Source organism: Paucibacter sp. KCTC 42545, from assembly GCF_001477625.1.
Taxonomy (GTDB): Bacteria; Pseudomonadota; Gammaproteobacteria; order Burkholderiales; family Burkholderiaceae_C; genus Paucibacter_A.
On the sequence record NZ_CP013692.1, the window covers coordinates 2,815,080 to 2,835,442 of the forward strand.

Below are 20,363 nucleotides of genomic sequence, written 5' to 3' on the forward strand. Positions count from 1 at the left end.
AACCGCCCCATGGCAAAGCGTGACTATTACGAATCCCTGGGTGTCGCCAAAGGCGCCACCGAGGAAGAGATCAAAAAGGCCTATCGCAAGATGGCCATGAAGCACCACCCTGACCGCAATCAGGGTGAAGGTGCCAAGAAGGCCGAGGAGCAATTCAAGGAAGCCAAAGAGGCTTACGAGATGCTCTCCGACCCGCAAAAGCGCGCCGCCTACGACCAGTACGGCCATGCCGGCGTGGATCCGAATATGGGCGGGCGTGGCGGCCCGGGCGCGGAAGGCTTTGGCGGTTTTGCCGAGGCCTTTGGCGACATCTTTGGTGACATCTTCAACGGTGGCGGCGGTGGTGCGGGCCGGCGCGGCGGTGGCCAACAGGTCTATCGCGGCAATGACCTCAGCTACGCCATGGAAGTCACGCTGGAAGAGGCGGCACGCGGCAAGGAATCGCAGATCCGCATCCCCAGCTGGGAAGGCTGCGAAGTCTGCAGCGGCTCCGGCGCCAAACCCGGCACCACGGCCAAGAGCTGCGGCAGCTGCAATGGCTCGGGCACCGTGCACATGCGCCAGGGCTTTTTCTCGGTGCAGCAGACCTGCCCGCATTGCCATGGCACCGGCAAGATCATTCCCGACCCCTGCACGGCCTGTAACGGCCAGGGCAAGGTGAAGAAGAGCAAGACGCTGGAAGTCAAGATCCCGGCCGGCATCAACGAAGGCATGCGCATCCGCTCGGCCGGTAATGGTGAGCCCGGTGTGAATGGCGGCCCAGCGGGCGACCTCTACATCGAGATCCGCATCAAGCAGCACGAGATCTTCGAGCGCGATGGCGACGACCTGCACTGCACCATGCCGGTGGGCCTGACCACCGCCACCCTGGGCGGCAGCATCGAGGTGCCGACGCTTGGCGGCAAGGCCGAGATCGAGCTGCCCGAAGGCACGCAGCACGGCAAGACCTTCCGCCTGCGCGGTAAGGGCATCAAGGGTGTGCGCAGCAGCTACCCCGGCGACCTCTACTGCCACATCAGCGTGGAAACGCCGGTCAAGCTGACCGAACATCAGCGCAAGCTGATGAAGGAGCTGGACAAGAGCTTCCGTGACGGCGGCGAGCGCCACTCGCCCAATGCCAAGAGCTGGACCGATCGGGTCAAGGACATCTTCAAATGATGGCCAGGGTGACAGATCGTTGCGGGCTTCACCCGCGTCGCGCTGTCGCCGGCTGATTCAGTTCAGCCAAAGCCGTGCATTGCCCATGCGCACCCAACGCCCCGCCGCCAAACGCCGGGGCGTTTTTCATGCGCGCAGCAGCACGCACAGCCACCGTTGGATTCCGCCGGGGAAAGCCCGCATTCAAGTCCTACGCCAAGCAGCCGATAGCGCAGAAGTGAAGAAGCTCATGAAAATCTCCCTCGCTGCCCCGCCGGAACGCCTATGGCGCTGATGGACAGCAGCATTCAGAGCGCCAGCGCCCTGATCATCGACAGCAACGCCACCTCGCGCAGCCTGCTTTCGGCGCAGCTGCGGGACCTGGGCGTGGCCGTTGTGCGCCAAGCCACCCGGGTGCATGACGCCCGCATGATTCTGGAGCACAAGGCCTATGACATCGTGCTGTGCGACTACCACTTCGACGGCACCGAGATGTCCGGCCAAGACCTGCTGGATGAGTTGCGCCGCGAGCAATTGCTGCCCTACTCCACCGTCTTCGTCATGGTCACCGGCGAAGCCACCTACGCCAAGGTGGCGGAGGCTGCCGAGGCCGCGCTCGACGGCTATCTGATCAAGCCCTACACCAGCGCCGCGCTGTCAGAACGACTGACCCATGCCCGCCACCGCAAGCGAGTGCTCAAAGACATCTTTGAAGCCATCGAGGCGCAGGACTTCGAGAGTGCCGCCAATCACTGCCTCAAACGCTTCAATGCCCGCGCCGAGTTCTGGCTTTATGCCGCCCGCATCGGAGCAGAGCTGATGCTGCGGCTCGCACGCCATGACGATGCCCGCAAACTCTACGACGCCATCGTTGAGGCCCGCACCGTGCCCTGGGCGCGGCTGGGTGTGGCCCGCACCGAGTTGGCCACCGGCAATACCAATGCCGCGCGCCGCACGCTGGAAGCCTTGATCGGCGAGATCCCCGATTACGCCGATTCCTACGACGTCATGGGCCGGGTGCAAATGGAGCAAGGCGAAATCGCCGGCGCCCTGCGCACCTACCGCATGGCTGCCTCGCTCACGCCCGGCTGCCTGTTGCGCCAGCAAAGCTGCGGCAGCCTGGCCTTTTACGCCGGCGAGCGCGCGGAAGCCCTGAAGATGCTGGAGCGCACCATGGCCACCGGCCTGCGCTCTAAGTTGTTCGACATGCTGAGCCTGATGCTGGTCGGCTTTATGCGCTTCGACGCGCGCGACACCAAGGGTCTCAAATACGCGCAGGACGCGCTGGTGCAAGAGCTGGAACGCAAGCCCAAGGACCGCCGCTTGCAACGCTTCGACCGGGTCTTTCAAGCCTTGCGCAAGTTGCAGGATCGCAAGATTGGCGACGCCCTGGAACTCTCGCGCGCCTTTGCCGCAGAGCAAGACGATGAGGACTTCAATCTGGAAGCCGCCACCTTGCTGGTGGGCTTGTGGATGCGCCTAGCCGCGCAGGACATTCAGCTCGATGAGATGGACACCTTGATGCAAAACTTGGGCCTGCGTTTTTGCACCACCAAGTCCAGCACCGAGCTGCTGGTGGCCATGGCCGAGAAGAACGAAGCCATTGCTGCCGAGTTCCAGGCCTGCCACACCAAGATTTTCGAGATTGCCGAAACGGCGATGCGCCACTCCATGCGCGGCTCGGCCCGCACCGGCGTCGAGCTGCTGATCCAGCAAGGCGAAGCCACCCGCAATGCCAAGCTGATCGACATGGCCGCCCTGGTGCTCAAGCGCCATGCCGAGAAAATTGAGGACGCTCCGGCCTTGGCCGAACGCATCAACAAGCTGCAAGAGCTCTACGTGCTGCCGCTGGGCATCAGCAATAGCCGCAGCCGCGCCGCTGGTGGTTTGGCACTGCGGACTTAAGAGTCCGCAGAACAAGAGCCATTGAACAAGCCGGGCCTGGCACCGCGCGCCCCAGCACCGAGGCATAGGCCGCTTGACCCCACGGTTGTCAAGCCGCGCCGTCACAAAGGGGCGCTAGACTGGCTTGGCCACATGCTTGAGGTTCAGTCGCCACTGAGCCCAGCCACTTCAGCCAAGGAGTACGCAGATGTCCGCCACACCCAGTTACCAGACCGGCCGTTGGTCCATGCACTTTGAGGAAATCGACCAGGAAATCGCCACCCTGGCCCTGATGTGCGAGGTGCCGCTGCTGAACCCCGGCGTGATTGAACGCGTGCTGGCCAATGAGCCCGCCGTCTGCGGCAAAGACAAGCCCGCCAGCTTCGCCAAGCTGCGCGGCCTGCTGATGATGCATTACTCCGACCAGAATCGCGCCATGGTGGCGCTGGGCGAAGAACAAGCCATGGCCATGATCAACGAGGTCATCGAGCGCCTGCGCGCGCGGTTTGGCGACCGCCTGGGCACGCCAGCGGCCTGAGTGGTAAGACAGCGCCCTCCCCGGGGGCGGTGAAGCCTGGGACCAAAGCTAGCGCGACGCTGCGAACTCAGAACAGCTGCCCTTGCCTCAGCGCTTCTGAGTCGAGCTCGCATTGGCCCGCCACCTGCTCTCGCACAGACATACCCGGCAGTGCTTGCGGGCGCTGAAACTGCGTCAGGTCCAGAGCGAAGCGTTCGCGGTTCAGACCCAGCCGGGCACAGGCTTTCTTCATGCGCTGATGCATCAAGTCAGCCCACAAGCCCACACCGCGCATGCGCTGGCCAAAACGGCTGTCGTTATCACGACCCTCACGCATCTCGCGCACCCGCGCCATGACGCGGGCGGCCTTGTCCGGCACATGCTGCTGCAACCAATCCTGAAACAAGGGGTTGACCTCCCAGGGTAAGCGCAGCGGGATGCTGAAAGCGGTCCGTGCGCCGAGCGCGGCGGCGGCTTCCAGAATGCGCTCCAGTTCCGGTTCGTTGAGAAAGGGGATCAGCGGCGACACGCTCACCCCCACCGGCACGCCCGCCTCGGCCAAGGTCTTGATCAGCTGCAAACGCCGCTGCGGCGCGGCAGCACGCGGCTCCAAGGTGCGCGCGAGGTGCCCGTCCAGCGTCGTCACCGAGACATAGACCGACACCAGGCCGGCCTTTGCCATCGGGGCCAGCAAATCGAGGTCGCGTTCAATGCCAGCGGACTTAGTAACGATGGACACGGGATGGCGATGTTCGCTCAGCACCTCGATCAACCCCCGCGTGATACGCAGCTTGCGCTCGATGGGCTGGTAGGCATCGGTGGCTGCCCCGAGGCAGAGCAGCTGCGGCCGGTAACTGGGCCGCGCGAACTCGGCGCGCAGCCGTTCGGCGGCATTCACTTTGGCGATGATGCGCGTCTCGAAGTCCAGCCCCGGCGACAGATTCAGATAGCTGTGCGTGGGCCGAGCGAAGCAGTAAACGCAGCCATGCTCACAGCCCCGATAGGGATTAATGGAAAGGTCAAAATGTCAACGGAACGGACCACCCCATGAAAAGGCTAGTCGGTTGATTTACAAAGAGAAATTTTCAATCGAGTGCACGAAGCACCTCATGGGAATCTGTGAGCGAACAAGCCTCGTTCGACTTGATTGGCAGCGCATTTCTCTGTTTGCGAATACAGCATGTTCGCTTGTCAAAACATCGACCGACCGTTCTCGTCGCGATCCAACCTACCCGATCAATGTCCTCGTCACGCACTTTCCCATTGACCTTTGTGAAGGGCCGCGGCGCGGGCTCCAATCACGAATCGAAGTACCTCGCTGCATCGAGGAACATTGAGGACGACGGGTGGATCGGGGATACGGTTGATGAAGAATCGTGCTCCGGGCCAAAAACGATCATCACGCCTCATCGCGCGCGCTCGACCATCAGCAGAAATGCCTCGCCCGATATCGAATTCGAGCAGTCCGTCAATCCTTATCTAGCTGTGAGCATGGCTGCATTTGCTGCTATGCACGGCCAAGTCACGCCTATCTCGGCCTTTCGGCTGGCGTTGACTTTGAAACAAAGATCTTCGCTAAAGAGAATGCATCACATGTCCTAAGCGAAGATCTTAGCCGCGCTGGCTACGTGCCCGCCACCATCGCTCTCGGCGCGAACACTGACCCTTACCAACCCATTGAGCGAAAGCACCAAATCACGCGTGCCATGCTTGAAGTTCTATGGGCTTTCACGCGCCCGTAAGCATTAGGACAAAGTCTGCGCTGGTCGTTCGCTACATCGACATCCTGGCTGAAATGGCAAATAGGCAGCAAACGTTGGTGAACATCTCGATCGCCACACTCGACTCGGCACTGGCTAGGAAGATGGAGCCGCGCGCACCCACGCCTGCACGAAGACTTGATGCAATCAATGCACTAGCGTCTGCCGGCATACCTGTGCGCGTGTTTACGTCACCAGTCATCCTTGGACTGACTGTGGTCTCGAACGAATTTTGGAGTTTGCCTTCGGCGCAGGAGTTCGACACGCTAGCTATGTAATGCTTCGATTGCCGGGCGAGGTCAGAGAACTCTTCGTGGAATGGCTTGAAGCGCACGCCCCCTCAAGGCGGCACATTTCATGAGCTTGGTGGCCCAATCGAGCGGCGGCAAAGACTATGAGCCTCGGTTCGGAACACGAATTAAAGGGTCAGGCCTGTTCGCAGAAATGATTGCACAAAGGTTCAGAGTGGCCAGTCTGAGCAACTGGGTACGGCTCAGCGAGGACGGGAAGTTGAGCGGAGCCGGCGACAAGCCTGTGACGCCTGAGCAGATGGAGTTAGCGCGCTTGAGGGCCGAATTGGCTCGGATGACGATGGAGCGAGACATCGCAAAAAAAGCGGCGGCGTACTTTGCGCAGGATCTTCTGCAAGGTACGCCTGGATTCAAGAAATGAAGACTCAGTGGCCGGTTAGCCTGAGCTGCAAGGTCCTGGATGTGAGCGTGAGCGGCTATTTCGAACACCAGAAGGCCAAGGCCGCCAGAAGGCCCAGCAAGGCCGCCACGCCGCGTTTGAGCGATGAAGCGGTGCTGACCCACATCCGCGCAGTCCATGGCGAAGTGGGTCAGGAGTACGGCTGGCCTCGCATGGCCAAGGAGCTGGTTGCGCGTGGACATCGAGTGGGCAAGGAACCAGTGCTCGTTCAAGCACTCGTCGCGGAACTTGCCGTTGAAGCTCTCGATGTAGCCGTTCTACATGGGCCGCCCTGGCTGGATGAGGATGTGCCGCACGTCGTGAGCTTGCGCCCATCCTGTCAGACATGTCTCCATAAAGCGCAAAGTTTGCACTCAGGGCAACCAGGCCATGGTCTCGCTCGAAGTCCTTGCATTGAAACCAAGGGTGGCCCATTCGCACGCCAAGGGCTTTGGCCTCGTTTGAGCGCGCAATGGCGCAGCCATCATTGTTGGATAGGACTACGACGGGCCGGCCGACAAGGGACGGCCTGAAAACTCGTTCGCATGAGACATAGAAGTTGTTGCCGTCGACAAGCGCAAACATAGACTTTCCGCACGCTGATCTTAGACACGCATCGACTTGATGGCCGTCGTGACGACACCCCAAACTTCGACCGTTTGGCCGTCACGGGGGAGGATGTCCGGGTAAGTCGGATTGGCTGCTTGGAGCTTCAGGTTGCTGCCTCGCTTCCAGAGTCGCTTAACAGTGAACTCGCCATCTACAACGGCGACCACGACATGCCCATGAGAAGGTTTGATAGCACGGTCTACGAGCACCACATCACCATCGTCGATACCAGCTTCACGCATGGATGCCCCACGCACGCGCATCATGAACGTGGCCTGTGGGTGCTTGATGAGCTCTTTGTTGAGGTCAATGCGCTCAACACCATGGTCCTCTGCGGGCGAAGGAAAGCCGGCTTGGACTGAGCCGAGAAGGCCCTTCACCCATGCGCCATCTAAGGCGACAACGGCAATTGGTGCTTGTGGGCAATCTATCGAGGATGGCGCTTGCGGAATACTGTACATAAATACAGTGTACGCCTGCTGGACACTTTTGAGACTTTTAGCCTGTCGCCGCAAAGGGGACTGCAAGGTGGCGAGGCCACCAATGTCAACAATGTGCCCGGAGCAGTCGCCCGGCGGGGCTTCTTGAGTCCTTCGCCCCGTCGGCAAGCGGTCGTTGACCAGCGTCAGCTTTCAGGACGTTAAAAAGCCCTCAATCGGCGCGCGTCAAATCGAAAGGTCTTCTGGCGCCACCGATGCCGATTCAGCAGGTGCTTGCCATTGCGGCAGCGATTACTGCGCTTGTGGTCTTGCTGGCTTTGTTCCAGATCGGCCGCCTATTCAGACAAGTCTGACCATCCTCGCAAAAAACTCGCAGCGAGTGAACTAGATGTGAAGTTCCAATAGGTTGTATCGGGTGTTCACCCGGACTGGTTCTGAGAGACTGGAAATCGCCAAACCCCCAGTCAGCTCAGGAGGACAACCCAGATGAACATTCATAAGAATGCCCGATTGACCTACGTGCGTCGAATCGAAATGGTTCAGGACATCACATTGAGAGGCCAAACTGTGGCGCAAGCCGCAAAGGCTCATGGTGTCAGCGAGATGACGACCCGCAAGTGGCTTGGGCGCTACCTTGCTCAAGGCGAAGTCGCCCTGGTCGACAAGTCCTCAAGGCCGCAGAAGTCGCCCAGAGCGATTGAGCCGGGCAAGGCGCTTGCCATCGTTGAGTTGCGCCGCAAGTTCATGCTGCAAGCAAGCATTGCCTCCAGCCTGACCGTTTCCAAGGCCACCGTCAGCCGCGTCCTCAGACGAGCCGGCCTGTCCAAGCTCAGCGATCTACGTCCGCCTGAGCCTGTCGTGCGCTATGAACATGAAGCGCCTGGCGACCTGCTGCACATCGATACCAAGAAGCTCGGGCGTATTGAGCGACCCAGTCATCGCGTAACCGGCAACCGCGCAGACACGTTCGGCGGCGCAGGCTGGGAAGTCTTGTTTGTGGCCGTGGATGACCACGCCCGCATCGGGTTCACGCAGATTCACCCCGATGAGCGCAAGAGCAGCGCAGTGGCCTTCCTGCAGGCTTCAGTGAGCTACTACGCGGGGCTGGGTGTCACGGTGCGAGCGCTTCTCACGGACAACGGCTCGCCGTTCAGGTCGAAGGACTTCAAGCAGGCCTGCGCTGAGTTGAACATCAAACATCGCTTCACGCGGGCCTACCGTCCACAAACAAACGGCAAGGCCGAGCGGTTCATTCAATCGGCACTGCGAGAGTGGGCGTACAGCCAGACCTACCAGCACTCCCGCGACAGAACCAGCGCGCTGGCGCGATGGATTCATCACTACAACTGGCATCGACCGCATCACGGCATTGGATGCCGCCCGCCCATGTCCCGTCTTCCTGATTCAGGCAACAACGTCTTGACTCTTCACAACTAGATGAACCTGCACTACCGTCTGTACCACTGACAGGCGCGTTCTTGCGTATACCGCAACCCTGGAGGTGACCCCATGCCAAAGCATGCGTGCTAGACGAAGTGGGGCATAGCAGCGCCTTAACCCGACTCCACTTCGGCTTTAGTGCGCAGGATGATCCGGCGCCACTTGTGCGGGGCAATGTCCCGGCCACCTCGGTTCGGCCTGGCCAAGCCATCTTGACATTGCGAAGAGCTCACACCTAGCGGCGGCCCTGGTTCTGAATTTTTCGCAGAGCTATGTTCAAGGCCGCCGCGTTCAGTACGCCCATATGCGCATCGACCAAGTGGCCGTTTGCGTCGTAAAAGATGGTGGTGGGCAGGCCTCGTGAACCCAAAGCGGGTCCCAATGCAGAGGCGGGGTCTAGCAGCACGCCGTTCAAGGCAAAACGCTGCGAAGCAAGATAGGTCTGCACCGCGCTGGCCGACTCCCCCTGGTTGACGAAAACAAAGCTCAGCTCAGGATGCTTTACTTGGACCTGAGCCAGTAGTGGCATTTCTTGCCGGCAAGGGCCACACCAACTAGCCCAGAGATTCAGCACCATCGGCTTGCCCTGCGCTGCTTGGACAAGGCTCTTTGCAGGCCCGCCATCCAGGGCTTGGAACAGGCCCTCGCTTGGCCGGTCCGGCCGGGGGGCTTGAATGAAGCCGGTTGCAGTCAGCCAGAAAGTTGCCGCAGCCAGAGCAGCGGCCGCAAGTGTGGGCCTCAAGTTAGCTTGTCGACGCCCAATCCAGAGCAGAACGGCCGCCGCGGCAAACCATCCAACCATGGCGTTCCATCCACCATCGCGAATGTCGAGCAATGCCCAAGGGTTGGCCAAATAGGCCTGTGCATGTTGGGCCACGTAAGCCAGGCGAGCCAACAACAACCCGAAGAAGGCCGAGTTCAGAAGCGCGTCGCCAGCCAACTTGCGCAGACTTGGCCCGTCCGCCTGACGCCGCAGCAGCAACTGAGTTATCCCGAGCGCAAGTAGCGCGGCCAGCAGTATCAACACTGGCGAAAGTGGAATCGCCAGGAGACCGAGTGCGACGGATTGCATGGAGCTTTCAGTTCAGTTTGGCTTCGTATCGGCAGCGGAGCAGATGCTCTTCTCCCCTTCCCGGCGCAGGCAAAGCAAAGAGCCTGTAGGCAATGAACCTGAGCAAGCTAGCGGCTTTGCTGCAGCAATCAAACAAGGCCTGGCCTTGCCTTTAGCGAGCTACAGCCGGCATCAAGCGTTCCTTGGTGTCAATTTCGGTCTCAGGGTCGAGTTCGGCCGCCACTTGGGTGCAGACCGCCCGGCACAGCGTGGCGACCCGGTCGCTTTGCAGTTTGTAATAAATTTGGGTGCCTTCACGGCGTTTGGACAGCACGCCACTGCGGTACAGCGTCGACAGGTGCTGCGACATATTCGGCTGTGTGGTGTCAATTTCGCTCAACAACTCGGAAACATTCTTCTCGCCATGGCAGACCGCGCTGATGATCTTCAGCCGAATCGGTGTGGACAGGAGTGAAAACAGTTCAGCAACCGATTCAAAAACCTTGTCTTCGGTTTTGCGCGGATCCATGATTTTCTGTTGTTCTGGTCGGCGCATCATTGTATTTGCATTCACCGATATAGCTGCCAGGGAGCTATTGAGTGCTCACTTGAATTTGTAAAACCCCTTGTTAACACTGCGGCCTCGGCCGTTGACTCCTCCAGGAGCATGCCGAAGATTCACTTCGATGTTGCATTGCTCGACCATGCCAAGCAGGGCCCACACCGCCTTGACGCACGCCATCGGTCGGTAAACGCCCGAGGTGTACTGGCCGACTTTCGGACAACGTAAACGGGACAGCGACACTCCTTGATCAAGCGCTGAGCCAGGGCTATACCCGCACCAGACCTCAGGAGTCAGCGTCCAATCTAGCTAGCCGCCGGTACAGCGTTCGAACGCTGACGCCCAGCTCTGCCGCTAGGTCGTCGCGGCTACCGCCATGCCGCTGTAAGGCGGCGCGTAGGGTCTCGTCTTCGAGCTGACGCAGCTTGCGACCATTAGTTGCCGCTTGCGGCGCGCAACACGAACCGCCGCCAGCAGTTGCGCCCACTTGCAAGGCAGCCAGAATGGTGAGCGCATCGATTTGCTCACCGTCACTGAGTAGCGCTGCGCGCTCCAGCACATTGCGCAACTCTCGCACATTGCCTGGGAAAGCGTAGTCAGCCAGCACACGCTGTGCCCCGGGTCCTAAAACTAGCTTGCGGCCGGCAGCAACACGGGCTAGCAATGACTCCGCCAGCAAGGGAATGTCTGCCCCCCGCTCGCGCAGCGGTGGCAAATGGATAGGAAAGGTGCTGAGCCGGTAGAACAGATCCTGCCGAAAGCGCCCATCAGCCACCATCGCGGCGAGGTCACGGTGAGTGGCCGAAACCAAGCGCACATCAGCGTGTCGCAAGTCGGTGCTGCCGACGCGGCGATAGGTGCCACTCTCCAGAAAGCGCAGCAGTTTGACCTGCATGGTCAGTGGAATATCGCCCACCTCATCGAGGAACAAGGTGCCGCCGCTTGCCGCCTCGACCAGGCCCGCCTTGACGCCATGGGCGCCGGTGAAGGCCCCCTTTTCGTGACCGAACAACTCACTCTCGAAAAGGGCATCGGGCAGGCTGGCGCAATCGACCACAACCAGGGGCTTGGCCGCCCGCACGCTGGCGTCGTGAACCGCGCGGGCCACCAGCTCCTTGCCGGTACCAGATTCACCGAGCAGCAGCACACTGGCTGGCGAGGGGCCAACCCGTGCGACCAAGCCCAGCATGTGCTGAAACGACGGTGAACGCCCCACCAAGCCCTCGGACGCAGGCACACCGCGCGCCACCGGCAGCGACTCCATCTTTTCAGCAAAGTAGACCTGCCGCCCGCTGGCATCTCGCAGGGGTGACAGCTCAATGTTCACATAGGCTTCGCCTTGCGGCGTATGGTGCAGATGCAATACACGCTCGCGGCGGCCACTGGTGCGCGCACGGGCCAATGGACAGGACTCACCGGCTTGGTCACAGGGCACGCTGATGCCATGCGAGACCTCATAACAGTGACGGCCGATCACCGAGTTGTGGGGGCTGAAGCGCTGTCGGTAGGCCAGATTGGCCGCCACGATGCGGTATTGATCGTCGAGCAGGATATGTGGCTCGGGCATCTCTTCCAAAAAAGACAGCAACTCGAATGGCGCACCTGCCGGCACCGTTGGCGTAGTGAACTTGTCTATGGCGTTCTCCCTGAGTTGGCAGCAACTGTCTTTGCGCTCGACCCGGACGTCGACCGATCAAGTGCCACAAATGTCAGTTAACTGCCATTTGTGGCAGTTGTCAATTCAGCAATTCTGGCAGAAGCGCTTGATCCCACGATGCGCCTCTATGGGTAAAGCACTCTCTGTGAGCGGGCTTTTCCACGAGGCGATGGGGTGGCATGGCACTTGCGAATGGGAAGGCATGAAGCACCAGTCATTGACCCATCACCTCGCCCTAGCAATTGCCATCAAGTTGTTGGCACTGTTGCTGATTTGGGGCCTTTTCGTGCGCCCGCTTCGGGTCGCAACTGATCCACAGCGTACTGCTGCTCACCTAGCTGGAACTGCTGCTTCCGCATTTCCCGCTTCTGGAGCTCAGCCATGATTTCTGAACAACTCGTCGATCTCTCTCGGCTGCAGTTCGCCGCCACTGCGATGTACCACTTCCTGTTCGTGCCATTGACCCTGGGCATGGTTTGGCTGCTGGTGATCATGGAGACGGTCTACGTGATGACCGGCAAGGCAGTGTGGAAGGATATGACCCGTTTCTGGGGCAAGCTCTTTGGCATCAACTTCGCCCTTGGCGTCACCACCGGCATCACGCTCGAATTCCAGTTCGGTACCAACTGGGCCTACTACTCGCACTACGTCGGCGACATCTTCGGCGCGCCATTGGCTATTGAAGGCCTCATGGCCTTCTTCCTCGAAAGCACCTTCATCGGCCTGTTCTTCTTCGGCTGGGATCGCCTCAGCAAGACTCAGCATCTATTGGTCACTACCTTGATGGCAGTCGGCACAAATCTATCGGCACTGTGGATTTTGATCGCTAACGGTTGGATGCAAAACCCTGTCGGCGCTGAGTTCAACTGGCAGACCATGCGCATGGAGATGGTGGATTTCTGGGCCATCGTTTTCAACCCCGATGCGCAAGCCAAGTTCGTGCATACGGTGTCGGCCGGCTATGTGACCGGTGCCATGTTTGTGCTGTCCATCTCCAGTTGGTACTTGCTGCGCGGACGCGATGTTGAGTTTGCGAAGCGCAGTTTCCGTGTTGCAGCTGCTTTCGGGCTGGCCAGCGTTTGTTCGGTCATCGTGCTTGGCGATGAAAGCGGCTACACCGTTGGCGAGGCCCAGCAGACCAAGATGGCGGCCATGGAGGCCATGTGGGAAACCGAGACTGCGCCGGCCAGCTTCAATGTGATCGCAGGCATCAACGAAGCCGAGCAAAAGAACGACTGGGCACTCGAAGTGCCTTATGTGATGGGCATGATCGGCACCCGCTCGCTCAGCAAGCAGATCCCCGGCATCCATGACATCAAAGCCCGCAATCGCGAACGCATTGTGAATGGCATCAGTGCCGTGATCGCGCTGGAAACGCTGCGCAAGCACCGCGACGACCTCCAGGCACGCCAAACACTCGAACTCACCAAGGGTGACCTCGGCTTCGGCCTGCTGCTGAAGAAATACACCCGTGACGTCAGCCAAGCCACGCCGGCCATGATTGACAAGGCCATGAACGACACCGTGCCGCGAGTAACGCCCATGTTCTGGAGCTTTCGCATCATGGTTGGCTTAGGTTTTGCCATGTTGCTGCTCTTCGGCTTAGCTTTTTGGAGCACCCTGAAGAGCGAATGCCGTGCCCGTCCCTGGCTGCTGCGCTGGGCCGTGCTGATGTTGCCTGCGCCGTGGATTGCCTGCGAGCTGGGCTGGTTTGTGGCCGAGTACGGTCGCCAGCCTTGGACCATCTACGGCGTACTGCCCACCCATCTGAGTGTGTCGACGCTCAGCGTTCAGAGCCTGTACGGCTCGCTGGCTGGCTTCGTTGGGTTTTACACCGTGCTGCTGATCATCGAGGTCTATCTGATGATCAAGTTCGCTCGGCAGGGGCCGGGTAGCTTGGGCACTGGCCGCTACCAATTCGAACCGACTCACGCCTGAGGAGAGCGTCATGATGGATTACCCCACTCTCAAGCTGATTTGGTGGCTCTTGGTCGGCGTGCTGCTGATCGGCTTTGCCGTGATGGACGGGCACGATATGGGCGTTGGCACGTTGCTGCCCTTCGTCGGGCGCGGCGATGAGGAGCGCCGTGTCGTCATCAACACCGTTGGACCGCATTGGGACGGCAACCAGGTCTGGTTCATCACCGGCGGCGGCGCCATCTTTGCCGCCTGGCCGCTGGTCTATGCGACGGCTTTCAGCGGCTTCTATTGGGCCATGCTACTGGTGCTGTGGGCCCTGTTCTTCCGACCGGTCGGTTTTGACTATCGCAGCAAGATCCAAAACAGCACTTGGCGCAAAACCTGGGACTGGGGCTTGTTTGTCGGAGGCAGCGTGCCACCGCTGATCTTCGGCGTGGCTTTCGGTAACTTGCTGCAAGGCGTGCCATTTGAGTTCGACGACTATCTGGTGTCCACCTATAGCGGAAGCTTCTGGCAATTGCTCAATCCCTTTGCGCTGCTGGCCGGCGTGGTTTCGAGTGCAATGATCACCATGCACGGCGGCATCTATCTGGCCCATCGAACCGAAGGCGAGATTCAGGCCCGCGCCAAGCGCAGCGCCAGCGGCGCGGCCTTGTTCATGGTCTTGGCATTCTTGGCGGCTGGTTTGTGGCTGCGCTTTGGTGGCATCGAGGGCTACGTGATCACCTCGGTGATTGATCCCTCTGCTTTGCCCGATCCCTTGGCCAAGACCGTGGTGCGGAGCGCCGATGCCTGGTGGGGCAACTACCGGCTTTGGCCTGCGCTGTGGACATTGCCGGCCTTGGGTCTTGCTGGCCCGTTGCTGGCCACCGCGCTGCTGCATGCTGGGCGGACCCTGTCTGCCTTTGTGGTCTCGTCCCTGGCTTTAGCCGGCGTGATCGGCACTGCCGGGGGCGCCATGTTCCCCTTCCTCATGCCCTCATCCAGCATGCCTGCGGCGAGCCTGACCGTCTGGGACAGCGTATCCAGCCACCTCACACTGAGCATCATGTTCTGGGCCACGCTGATCTTCATGCCCTTGATCGTGATCTACACCAGTTGGGCCTACCGTGTGATGCGCGGCAAGGTGACGGTGGCTCACATTCGAGCCAATAGCCACAGCGCATATTGAACTTTTTGTTTCGAAGGCTTGTACGGCGCAATCTGCGCTGCAAGCCTTGAAGAACGCCCCACCAGGAGTCCCGCATGAATACTCACAAGCTCTCCACCACGATGCCGGCCGAACTTGCCGACGATAGCGAGCGGCGCCATTGGTTGCTTGCCACCGGCGCAGCTGGGGGTGTTGCCGTCGTTGCCACCGCCCTGCCCTTTGTGGCTAGCTTCGCGCCCAGCGAACGCGCTAAAGCGCAAGGTGCCGCGGTTGAGGTAGACATCGACGACTTGGCGCCAGGGTCGATGAAGACCGTTGAATGGCGCGGCAAACCGGTCTGGCTGGTGCGACGCACGCCGGCCATGCTGGCCAGCTTGGCGAACCTGAAGACTCAACTGGCTGATCCGGATTCGCGGCGAGACGACTTGCCCGAGCCCTTGCGCAACGCCGGCCGCTCACTTCACCCCGAGGTCTTCGTGGCCATCGGCATTTGCACGCACCTGGGCTGCTCGCCGACGGCTGTGGCTGCCGGCTCGGGCAACCCCAATGTTGATGCGGACTGGCCTGGGGGCTTCTTTTGCCCCTGTCATGGTTCTACTTTTGATCTAGCTGGCCGGGTGTTCAAGAACAAACCCGCGCCAAGCAATCTCGAAATTCCGCCGCACCGCTTTTTGAGCGCAACGCGGCTTGTCATCGGCGATAGCGCCTGAGAAAGGAACTGCACCATGTGGTATTTCGCCTGGATGCTCGGCGTCGGCTTCGCTGTACTGCTGGCCGTGATGAACGCAATGTGGGGAGAGTTGGCCGAGGAACGGAGGCAAGCCGACGACGTCCAAACGCCGACACCATGAGCAAGACACAAAGCCAAGGCCAGGGCAAAGCTGCCGTTCACGGCCCGAGTCTGAGCTCGAAGCCGCGTATGTCGCCGATGGGTGGAATGAATGAGTTGGTTAAGCCAGGGTGGCTTTGGGCACTTGCCTGATGCGGTCGCGCTGATGCAAAAGAAGTGCATTGAGATCACGCGAGACGATGCAAAGGGATACCTGACCTCGAACTATCCGGTCGGCAGGGTAAGGGACTTCCTCGACCCAGACTGCTTGGTAACGCTCGCCGTTTCACCGACCCAGGCGTTGGTGTTTGCAAATGAGAGGACTTGCCAGACATTCTCCAGATCGCCAAGGGATAAGATATGGCGCTTGATTGATCTTCAAACGCTGGAGAAGGCGATTTATGCCTTCACGCTTTTCGCCGAATTGGATCCGTTCATTGAACGTCATCTCCAATGGGATCTGCTGCGGGAGGTTGAGCGTCACGACTACTTCGCCTGCGCGATGCAAAGACCCTATGAGTGAAGTTCATCGGTAGGTTGCGGCTGAACACCATCGGCAATCAACCTCAAGGCGCTCTCGATCTGCACAAGTTTGGAACTGTTGCGTCTAAGGTAGGGGTCTCGCGAACGATTGCTGCGCAGCGCAAACAGGCGCGGGGCAGAGAGCCAACGCATGTTCAGATGCACCATGGGACTTCCTGGAAGCGGTCGTCCGCGGCTGTCAGCTTCTGGCCGGCCGCGTGAATTCAACGAGGACGCACGAAGACACGCAATGGGCGCGATCCCGACAGTGGTGGCCGGCTGCAAGGCTGATCGGAGACATTGAGCCTCGTACCGTGAATGGCGGCTGCCGCTGCATACCCGAAGTCCAGCTAATTTCGGCATTAGGCTGACACCTGTCATTTGATGACGTCATCCTGTAAGTCGGCGGGTGCGCTAAGCCTACCTTCGCGAGCACCGGCTTAAGACTGGAACGCGGCATACGAGACTGGTCGATTGGTCGCACATCGCCGTCGCCACTCGAATCCTAGAAGGCAACTCTGTTATCGCAGCGGACATGGCCGAGGAGCAATTCAATCGTTAGCTGAAAGATGAAGGCGAGTAGTAGCTTGACACGCTGATCGAGTTGCGCCGGATTCTGTAGTTCGATGCGAGCGACGAGCCAGTACGCCAGGTAAACCGGCGAGAATCGTCCCGCCACATGTAATCCTGTGGCCAGATGCCCGCCCCGTTGCGAGACTACTCCGCCCCCCATGATAGAAAACCTCGACCGCCCACTCCGGGCTACCAGCGACAAGCTCCGCGCAGACATGGATGCAGCCGAGTACATGCGACTGGCGGCCGGCCCTATTTTCGGCAGTTACATTTCAGACACCTTCCAGGCTAACAGCATGGCAATGACCGCGCGCTTGGCCGACCCAGCCGACGAATCCCGCCGTTCGCAGCCCGGGCGATGAAAAATGAGTGACAGCGAACTCGTCCGATCAAGTCGAGATGGAGATCAGTTCCATTACCTGTGGGCCGCGCAGAGGTGTCTGGGGCTTTTGTCCCTCAGTTCAGACCTTGTAGCGGTGTCGATTGAAGGACCTTCATCGCAGGAGGGCGGAGGCGGCCAGACCGTTGAGGCCGGCGAAGAGGTGATTGATGTAGGCGAGTACTACTGACCTTGTCCCCAAAAAACGGAGTTCTTAGCTCGTGATGAAATCAGAGCGAGGAACGATGAAATGAGTCAGCAAAAGCAGGTGCGTGGCGGCTCGCCGACCTTGGCCGCTTCTCGGACATCGATGCCATCGCGACAGCTGGCATTCGAGTCGTTGGCTTAGCGCTTGCCATGATTTCCGTCTTGCAGACGGTCGGCCTTCGACCGTCTGTGGACGTGGTCAAGCGGTCAGCCAGGGTTTGCAGCAGAAGGTACAGCTCATCCTCAAGGCGAGCTCGCGTATCGGACGGCACGTGCGGCTGAGCTGATCTACGACTATGTGGACCGAGACAAGCACTTTGATTGGGAAAGAAGCGTCGAGGCAGTTATATCGCTTTGCCCGAACTCGGCCGTTGCGATTCTTAGCCGCTGGAGAGATCGTCGCTTTGGTCGTTGGCGACGCCTGTTGCCCGTTACGGTCAAGCATCTTCTTAGGTCTGGGAGCCTGAATCCGTGGATCGGACTGTCGATGATTGGTTTTCGGGCCGACTGGGACTATGCGCCTCACCTCTCCCTGATTCTTGACAGTCTGGAAAGGCCATCAGACAAGGCGAAGGCTGCAGAGTTCTATCTTGACAAGGTTCGACTGGAGTCCCCCACACTTGAGGCGTGGCTAGCGATCAGGAAGGTGACTGTCGCAAACGGATTGGCTCTCAACGATGTCGAAGCTGAGATTGCGCGCGAAACCCAGCGCCAGTCTGCTGCAAACCCAAAAGGCGCCCGGGAAGAGCCTGCAGTTACTCATGCTGCCAAACCTGAGGCTAGCCCTGACTGGAGTCGCGTGTTTGGACTGCGCAAACTGCATGACCACGTTGATCTGCGGGCGGCGTACGCAAACTACAGGGCGCAATCCGAACGAAACAACGCCTCCGAGTTCTTGACTCGGGCGCTTGATCACGTGCAACCGGGGGAAGAGGCTGCGATAGTCGCTGCGCTGGAGTCCTTCACCGAGTTGGACCTTTGGGACTACCGCAGAGTGCTTTCAGCGATTCCCGAGGAGTGGCTCACTCGAATCTCAGTCAGGCCGGCGCTGCGCTCGTTGATAGGAGGTGTCGTAGCGACACATTGTCTCGACATGGCTCCGGGTACGTTTTATGAACGATTGCCACTTGATTTGGCCAGCCATCTGTCGGGGTACTCGCGACCTGAGCTTTGTGCGCTTGCACTTGACGCAATCGGCAAGTCGCATGTGGTGCTAGACACCCAGAATCTCTTCAGGGTTGTTAATCTACTCTCCGAGACAATGACGCTGAGCGAGTCCCAAACTGCGCTTGCGTATGGACTTGAACTTCTCGATAGCGCCATGCGGCCAACCGACGGTGACGGTCCTTGGAAGCCAGCGCTGAGTCCTGACGCGACTCTCGAAGCGAACGTTGCCGGCTACGTTTGGGCCGCATTGGCGTCACCTGAGGCCTCGATTCGTTGGGAAGCTGCTCATGTGGTTCGGAATCTCAGCGGCTTCGGGCAGATTCAAACACTTGATGCACTAGTGGGGCGGTTGGGAAATCCAGTTTCAGGCCCATTCGCCGACCAGTCCCTGTTCTTTTACTCGCTACACGCGCAGCAGTGGCTGCTCATCGCATTGGCACGAGCAGCCCAGGAAGTGCCAGAAGTTGTCGGGCGTCATGTCCCGGTGCTACGAGAAATCGCGCTCGGCCGCGAAATGCACGTCCTCCTGCGTCGCTTCGCCGCCGACTGCCTCATCAATGTCGCACGCGCGGCGTCGGGTGTCATTGACCTGCACCCTCCCAGCCGTACCAGCGTAATGGAGAGGAAGTCCATCAACCAGGAGAATGATGGACATGAAGAAGAGCAGATTCACTGAGGAACAAATCATTGGGTTCCTGAAGCAGGCCGAGGCCGGCATGCCGATCAAGGAGCTGTGCCGGCAAGGCGGCTTCAGCGACGCCACGTTCTACAAGTGGCGGGCCAAGTACGGCGGCATGCAGGCCACGGATGCCAAGCGACTGCGCGAGCTCGAAGGCGAGAACGCCAAGCTCAAGCGCCTGCTGGCAGAGGCCCACCTGGACATCCACGCGCTCAAGGACGTCTTCGGCGTAAAGCCCTAGCCCCGCAGGTCAGGCGCGACGCGGCGACCCAGATGATTGCCCAGCACCATCTGTCCGAACGCCGCGCGTGCCGCCTGGTGGGGCTCTCCAGAGACAGCTATCGCAACCCGCCCGTGGTCGATGAGGCCACGCAGCAACTCAGCGCCAAGATCGTCGAGATCGCACAGGTGCGGCGCCGCTTCGGCTATCGCCGCATCCATGACCTGCTGCGCCCACAGTTCCCAGGCGTCAATCACAAGCGCGTCTATCGGTTGTACAGCCAGGCGCAGTTGGCGGTGCGAAAGCGCAAGAAGATCAGACGGGCAGCCAGCGAGCGCGTGCCGCTCACCGTGCCGACCCGAGTCAATGAGGTGTGGAGCATGGACTTCGTTTCCGACAGCCTGGCCAATGGCCGGCGTATCAAGTGCCTGACTGTGGCCGACGACTTCACGCACGAGTGTGTGGACATCGCAGTGGACTACGGCATCTCGGGCCAGTACGTGACGCGGTTGCTGGACCGGGCCGCGATCTTCAGGGGCTACCCTGCGGCGGTGAGAACCGACAACGGGCCGGAGTTCACCTGCCGGGCCTTCATCGCTTGGGCGCAAGCTCACGACGTGCGGCACATCCTCATCCAGCCAGGGCGGCCCATGCAGAACGGCTACATCGAGAGCTTCAACGGCAAGTTCCGCGACGAGTGCTTGAACGAGCACTGGTTCCAGACGCTGCCGCAGGCGCGCTCGGAGGTCGCCATCTGGCGGCAGGACTACAACGAGGTGAGGCCGCACAGCAGCCTGGGTCGGATACCGCCGGCCGAGTTCGCGCAGCGCAACCGCACCAAGAACCAGGCGCCACCGGCTACACGCAACGAGATCAAGTAACCTTCAACCCGGACTTCCGCATGGCTGCTACGGCGGGAGGGGGCAGGTCAATGTGCCCGAACCCGACTCGGCTGCCAAGTGCGTATTCC

At 60.1% G+C, this 20,363-nt stretch carries 18 protein-coding genes and 4 pseudogenes; 15 read left to right on the top strand and 7 right to left on the bottom strand.

The window, feature by feature from the left end:
- Positions 1-9: 9 nt before the first annotated feature.
- The 3 genes from dnaJ (at position 10) to AT984_RS12250 (ending at position 3,559) form a co-directional block, all read left to right on the top strand.
- On the top strand, positions 10-1,158 hold the full coding sequence (gene dnaJ, locus AT984_RS12235) for a molecular chaperone DnaJ (RefSeq protein ID WP_058720334.1): 1,149 nt from the start codon (positions 10-12) through the stop codon (positions 1,156-1,158).
- 264 nt (positions 1,159-1,422) lie between these two features.
- On the top strand, positions 1,423-3,042 hold the full coding sequence (locus AT984_RS12245; protein ID WP_082679992.1) for a response regulator: 1,620 nt from the start codon (positions 1,423-1,425) through the stop codon (positions 3,040-3,042).
- Between the two features lie 187 nt (positions 3,043-3,229).
- Positions 3,230-3,559 (top strand): hypothetical protein, encoded by a 330-nt coding sequence (locus AT984_RS12250; RefSeq protein ID WP_058720336.1) that lies wholly within the window; start codon positions 3,230-3,232, stop codon positions 3,557-3,559.
- 67 nt (positions 3,560-3,626) lie between these two features.
- Here AT984_RS12250 and AT984_RS12255 read toward each other — a convergent pair.
- A pseudogene (locus tag AT984_RS12255) lies at positions 3,627-4,562 on the bottom strand (PA0069 family radical SAM protein); the annotation flags it as partial.
- 239 nt (positions 4,563-4,801) lie between these two features.
- On the opposite strand from AT984_RS12255, the gene AT984_RS22970 reads away from it, so the two are divergent.
- From AT984_RS22970 to AT984_RS23530, 3 genes and pseudogenes are all read left to right on the top strand, one after another.
- Positions 4,802-5,140 carry a hypothetical protein gene (locus AT984_RS22970; RefSeq protein WP_058720337.1) on the top strand — a complete coding sequence of 113 codons (339 nt, stop codon included), beginning with the start codon at positions 4,802-4,804 and terminating at the stop codon, positions 5,138-5,140.
- Positions 5,141-5,258: 118 nt separating this feature from the next.
- Positions 5,259-5,576: an SPL family radical SAM protein gene (locus AT984_RS23970; RefSeq protein WP_058720338.1), complete on the top strand. Its 318-nt coding sequence runs from the start codon at positions 5,259-5,261 to the stop codon at positions 5,574-5,576.
- 190 nt (positions 5,577-5,766) lie between these two features.
- A pseudogene (locus AT984_RS23530) lies at positions 5,767-6,212 on the top strand (IS3 family transposase); the annotation flags it as partial.
- On the opposite strand, the pseudogene AT984_RS22980 reads toward AT984_RS23530, so the two are convergent.
- The 3 genes and pseudogenes from AT984_RS22980 to AT984_RS22510 all read right to left on the bottom strand — a co-directional run.
- Positions 6,204-6,338 (bottom strand): annotated as a pseudogene (locus AT984_RS22980) (integrase core domain-containing protein); the annotation flags it as partial. The pseudogenes AT984_RS23530 and AT984_RS22980 overlap by 9 nt on opposite strands.
- Positions 6,322-6,573, bottom strand: a pseudogene (locus AT984_RS22505) (Y-family DNA polymerase); the annotation flags it as partial. The pseudogenes AT984_RS22505 and AT984_RS22980, both read right to left, overlap by 17 nt.
- A gap of 20 nt (positions 6,574-6,593) precedes the next feature.
- The gene (locus tag AT984_RS22510) at positions 6,594-7,058 is read right to left on the bottom strand and encodes a LexA family protein (RefSeq protein ID WP_082680340.1); all 465 of its coding nucleotides are present in this window, start codon (positions 7,056-7,058) and stop codon (positions 6,594-6,596) included.
- A 465-nt stretch (positions 7,059-7,523) separates the two neighbouring features.
- Here AT984_RS22510 and AT984_RS12280 point away from each other — a divergent pair, with 465 nt between their 5' ends.
- The gene (locus AT984_RS12280) at positions 7,524-8,474 is read left to right on the top strand and encodes an IS481 family transposase (RefSeq protein ID WP_058720341.1); all 951 of its coding nucleotides are present in this window, start codon (positions 7,524-7,526) and stop codon (positions 8,472-8,474) included.
- 238 nt (positions 8,475-8,712) lie between these two features.
- Here the strand turns inward: AT984_RS12280 and AT984_RS12285 are convergent, their stop codons facing one another.
- The 3 genes from AT984_RS12285 to AT984_RS12295 all read right to left on the bottom strand — a co-directional run bounded on the left by AT984_RS12285 (position 8,713) and on the right by AT984_RS12295 (position 11,657).
- Positions 8,713-9,549, bottom strand: coding sequence for a TlpA disulfide reductase family protein (locus AT984_RS12285; protein WP_058720342.1), 837 nt, complete (start codon positions 9,547-9,549; stop codon positions 8,713-8,715).
- Between the two features lie 151 nt (positions 9,550-9,700).
- Entirely contained in the window at positions 9,701-10,057 is a 357-nt protein-coding gene (locus AT984_RS12290; protein WP_058720343.1) for an ArsR/SmtB family transcription factor, read from the bottom strand.
- A 319-nt stretch (positions 10,058-10,376) separates the two neighbouring features.
- Complete coding sequence (locus AT984_RS12295; protein WP_082680341.1) at positions 10,377-11,657, bottom strand: sigma-54 interaction domain-containing protein; 1,281 nt, start codon at positions 11,655-11,657, stop codon at positions 10,377-10,379.
- 292 nt (positions 11,658-11,949) lie between these two features.
- Here AT984_RS12295 and cydP point away from each other — a divergent pair, with 292 nt between their 5' ends.
- The 8 genes from cydP to AT984_RS12340 all read left to right on the top strand — a co-directional run bounded on the left by cydP (position 11,950) and on the right by AT984_RS12340 (position 20,274).
- On the top strand, positions 11,950-12,132 hold the full coding sequence (cydP, locus tag AT984_RS23975) for a cytochrome oxidase putative small subunit CydP (protein ID WP_442952185.1): 183 nt from the start codon (positions 11,950-11,952) through the stop codon (positions 12,130-12,132).
- Positions 12,129-13,685: a cytochrome ubiquinol oxidase subunit I gene (locus tag AT984_RS12300; protein WP_058720345.1), complete on the top strand. Its 1,557-nt coding sequence runs from the start codon at positions 12,129-12,131 to the stop codon at positions 13,683-13,685. The genes cydP and AT984_RS12300 overlap by 4 nt, the downstream gene beginning before the upstream one ends.
- A 10-nt stretch (positions 13,686-13,695) precedes the next feature.
- The gene (cydB, locus tag AT984_RS12305) at positions 13,696-14,838 is read left to right on the top strand and encodes a cytochrome d ubiquinol oxidase subunit II (protein WP_058720346.1); all 1,143 of its coding nucleotides are present in this window, start codon (positions 13,696-13,698) and stop codon (positions 14,836-14,838) included.
- Positions 14,839-14,912: 74 nt separating this feature from the next.
- Complete coding sequence (gene petA, locus AT984_RS12310) at positions 14,913-15,527, top strand: ubiquinol-cytochrome c reductase iron-sulfur subunit (protein WP_058720347.1); 615 nt, start codon at positions 14,913-14,915, stop codon at positions 15,525-15,527.
- Between the two features lie 15 nt (positions 15,528-15,542).
- On the top strand, positions 15,543-15,668 hold the full coding sequence (cydX, locus tag AT984_RS22515) for a cytochrome bd-I oxidase subunit CydX (protein WP_082679994.1): 126 nt from the start codon (positions 15,543-15,545) through the stop codon (positions 15,666-15,668).
- Positions 15,669-15,758: 90 nt separating this feature from the next.
- Positions 15,759-16,169, top strand: coding sequence for a hypothetical protein (locus tag AT984_RS12315; RefSeq protein WP_156422008.1), 411 nt, complete (start codon positions 15,759-15,761; stop codon positions 16,167-16,169).
- Positions 16,170-17,625: 1,456 nt separating this feature from the next.
- The gene (locus AT984_RS12330) at positions 17,626-19,170 is read left to right on the top strand and encodes a hypothetical protein (RefSeq protein WP_156422009.1); all 1,545 of its coding nucleotides are present in this window, start codon (positions 17,626-17,628) and stop codon (positions 19,168-19,170) included.
- A protein-coding gene (locus tag AT984_RS12340) for an IS3 family transposase (RefSeq protein ID WP_442952143.1) occupies positions 19,148-20,274 on the top strand; the annotation gives its coding sequence in 2 pieces (ribosomal slippage) (positions 19,148-19,391 and positions 19,391-20,274; 1,128 coding nt in all). The genes AT984_RS12330 and AT984_RS12340 overlap by 23 nt, the downstream gene beginning before the upstream one ends.
- The last annotated feature ends 89 nt before the right edge of the window (positions 20,275-20,363 follow it).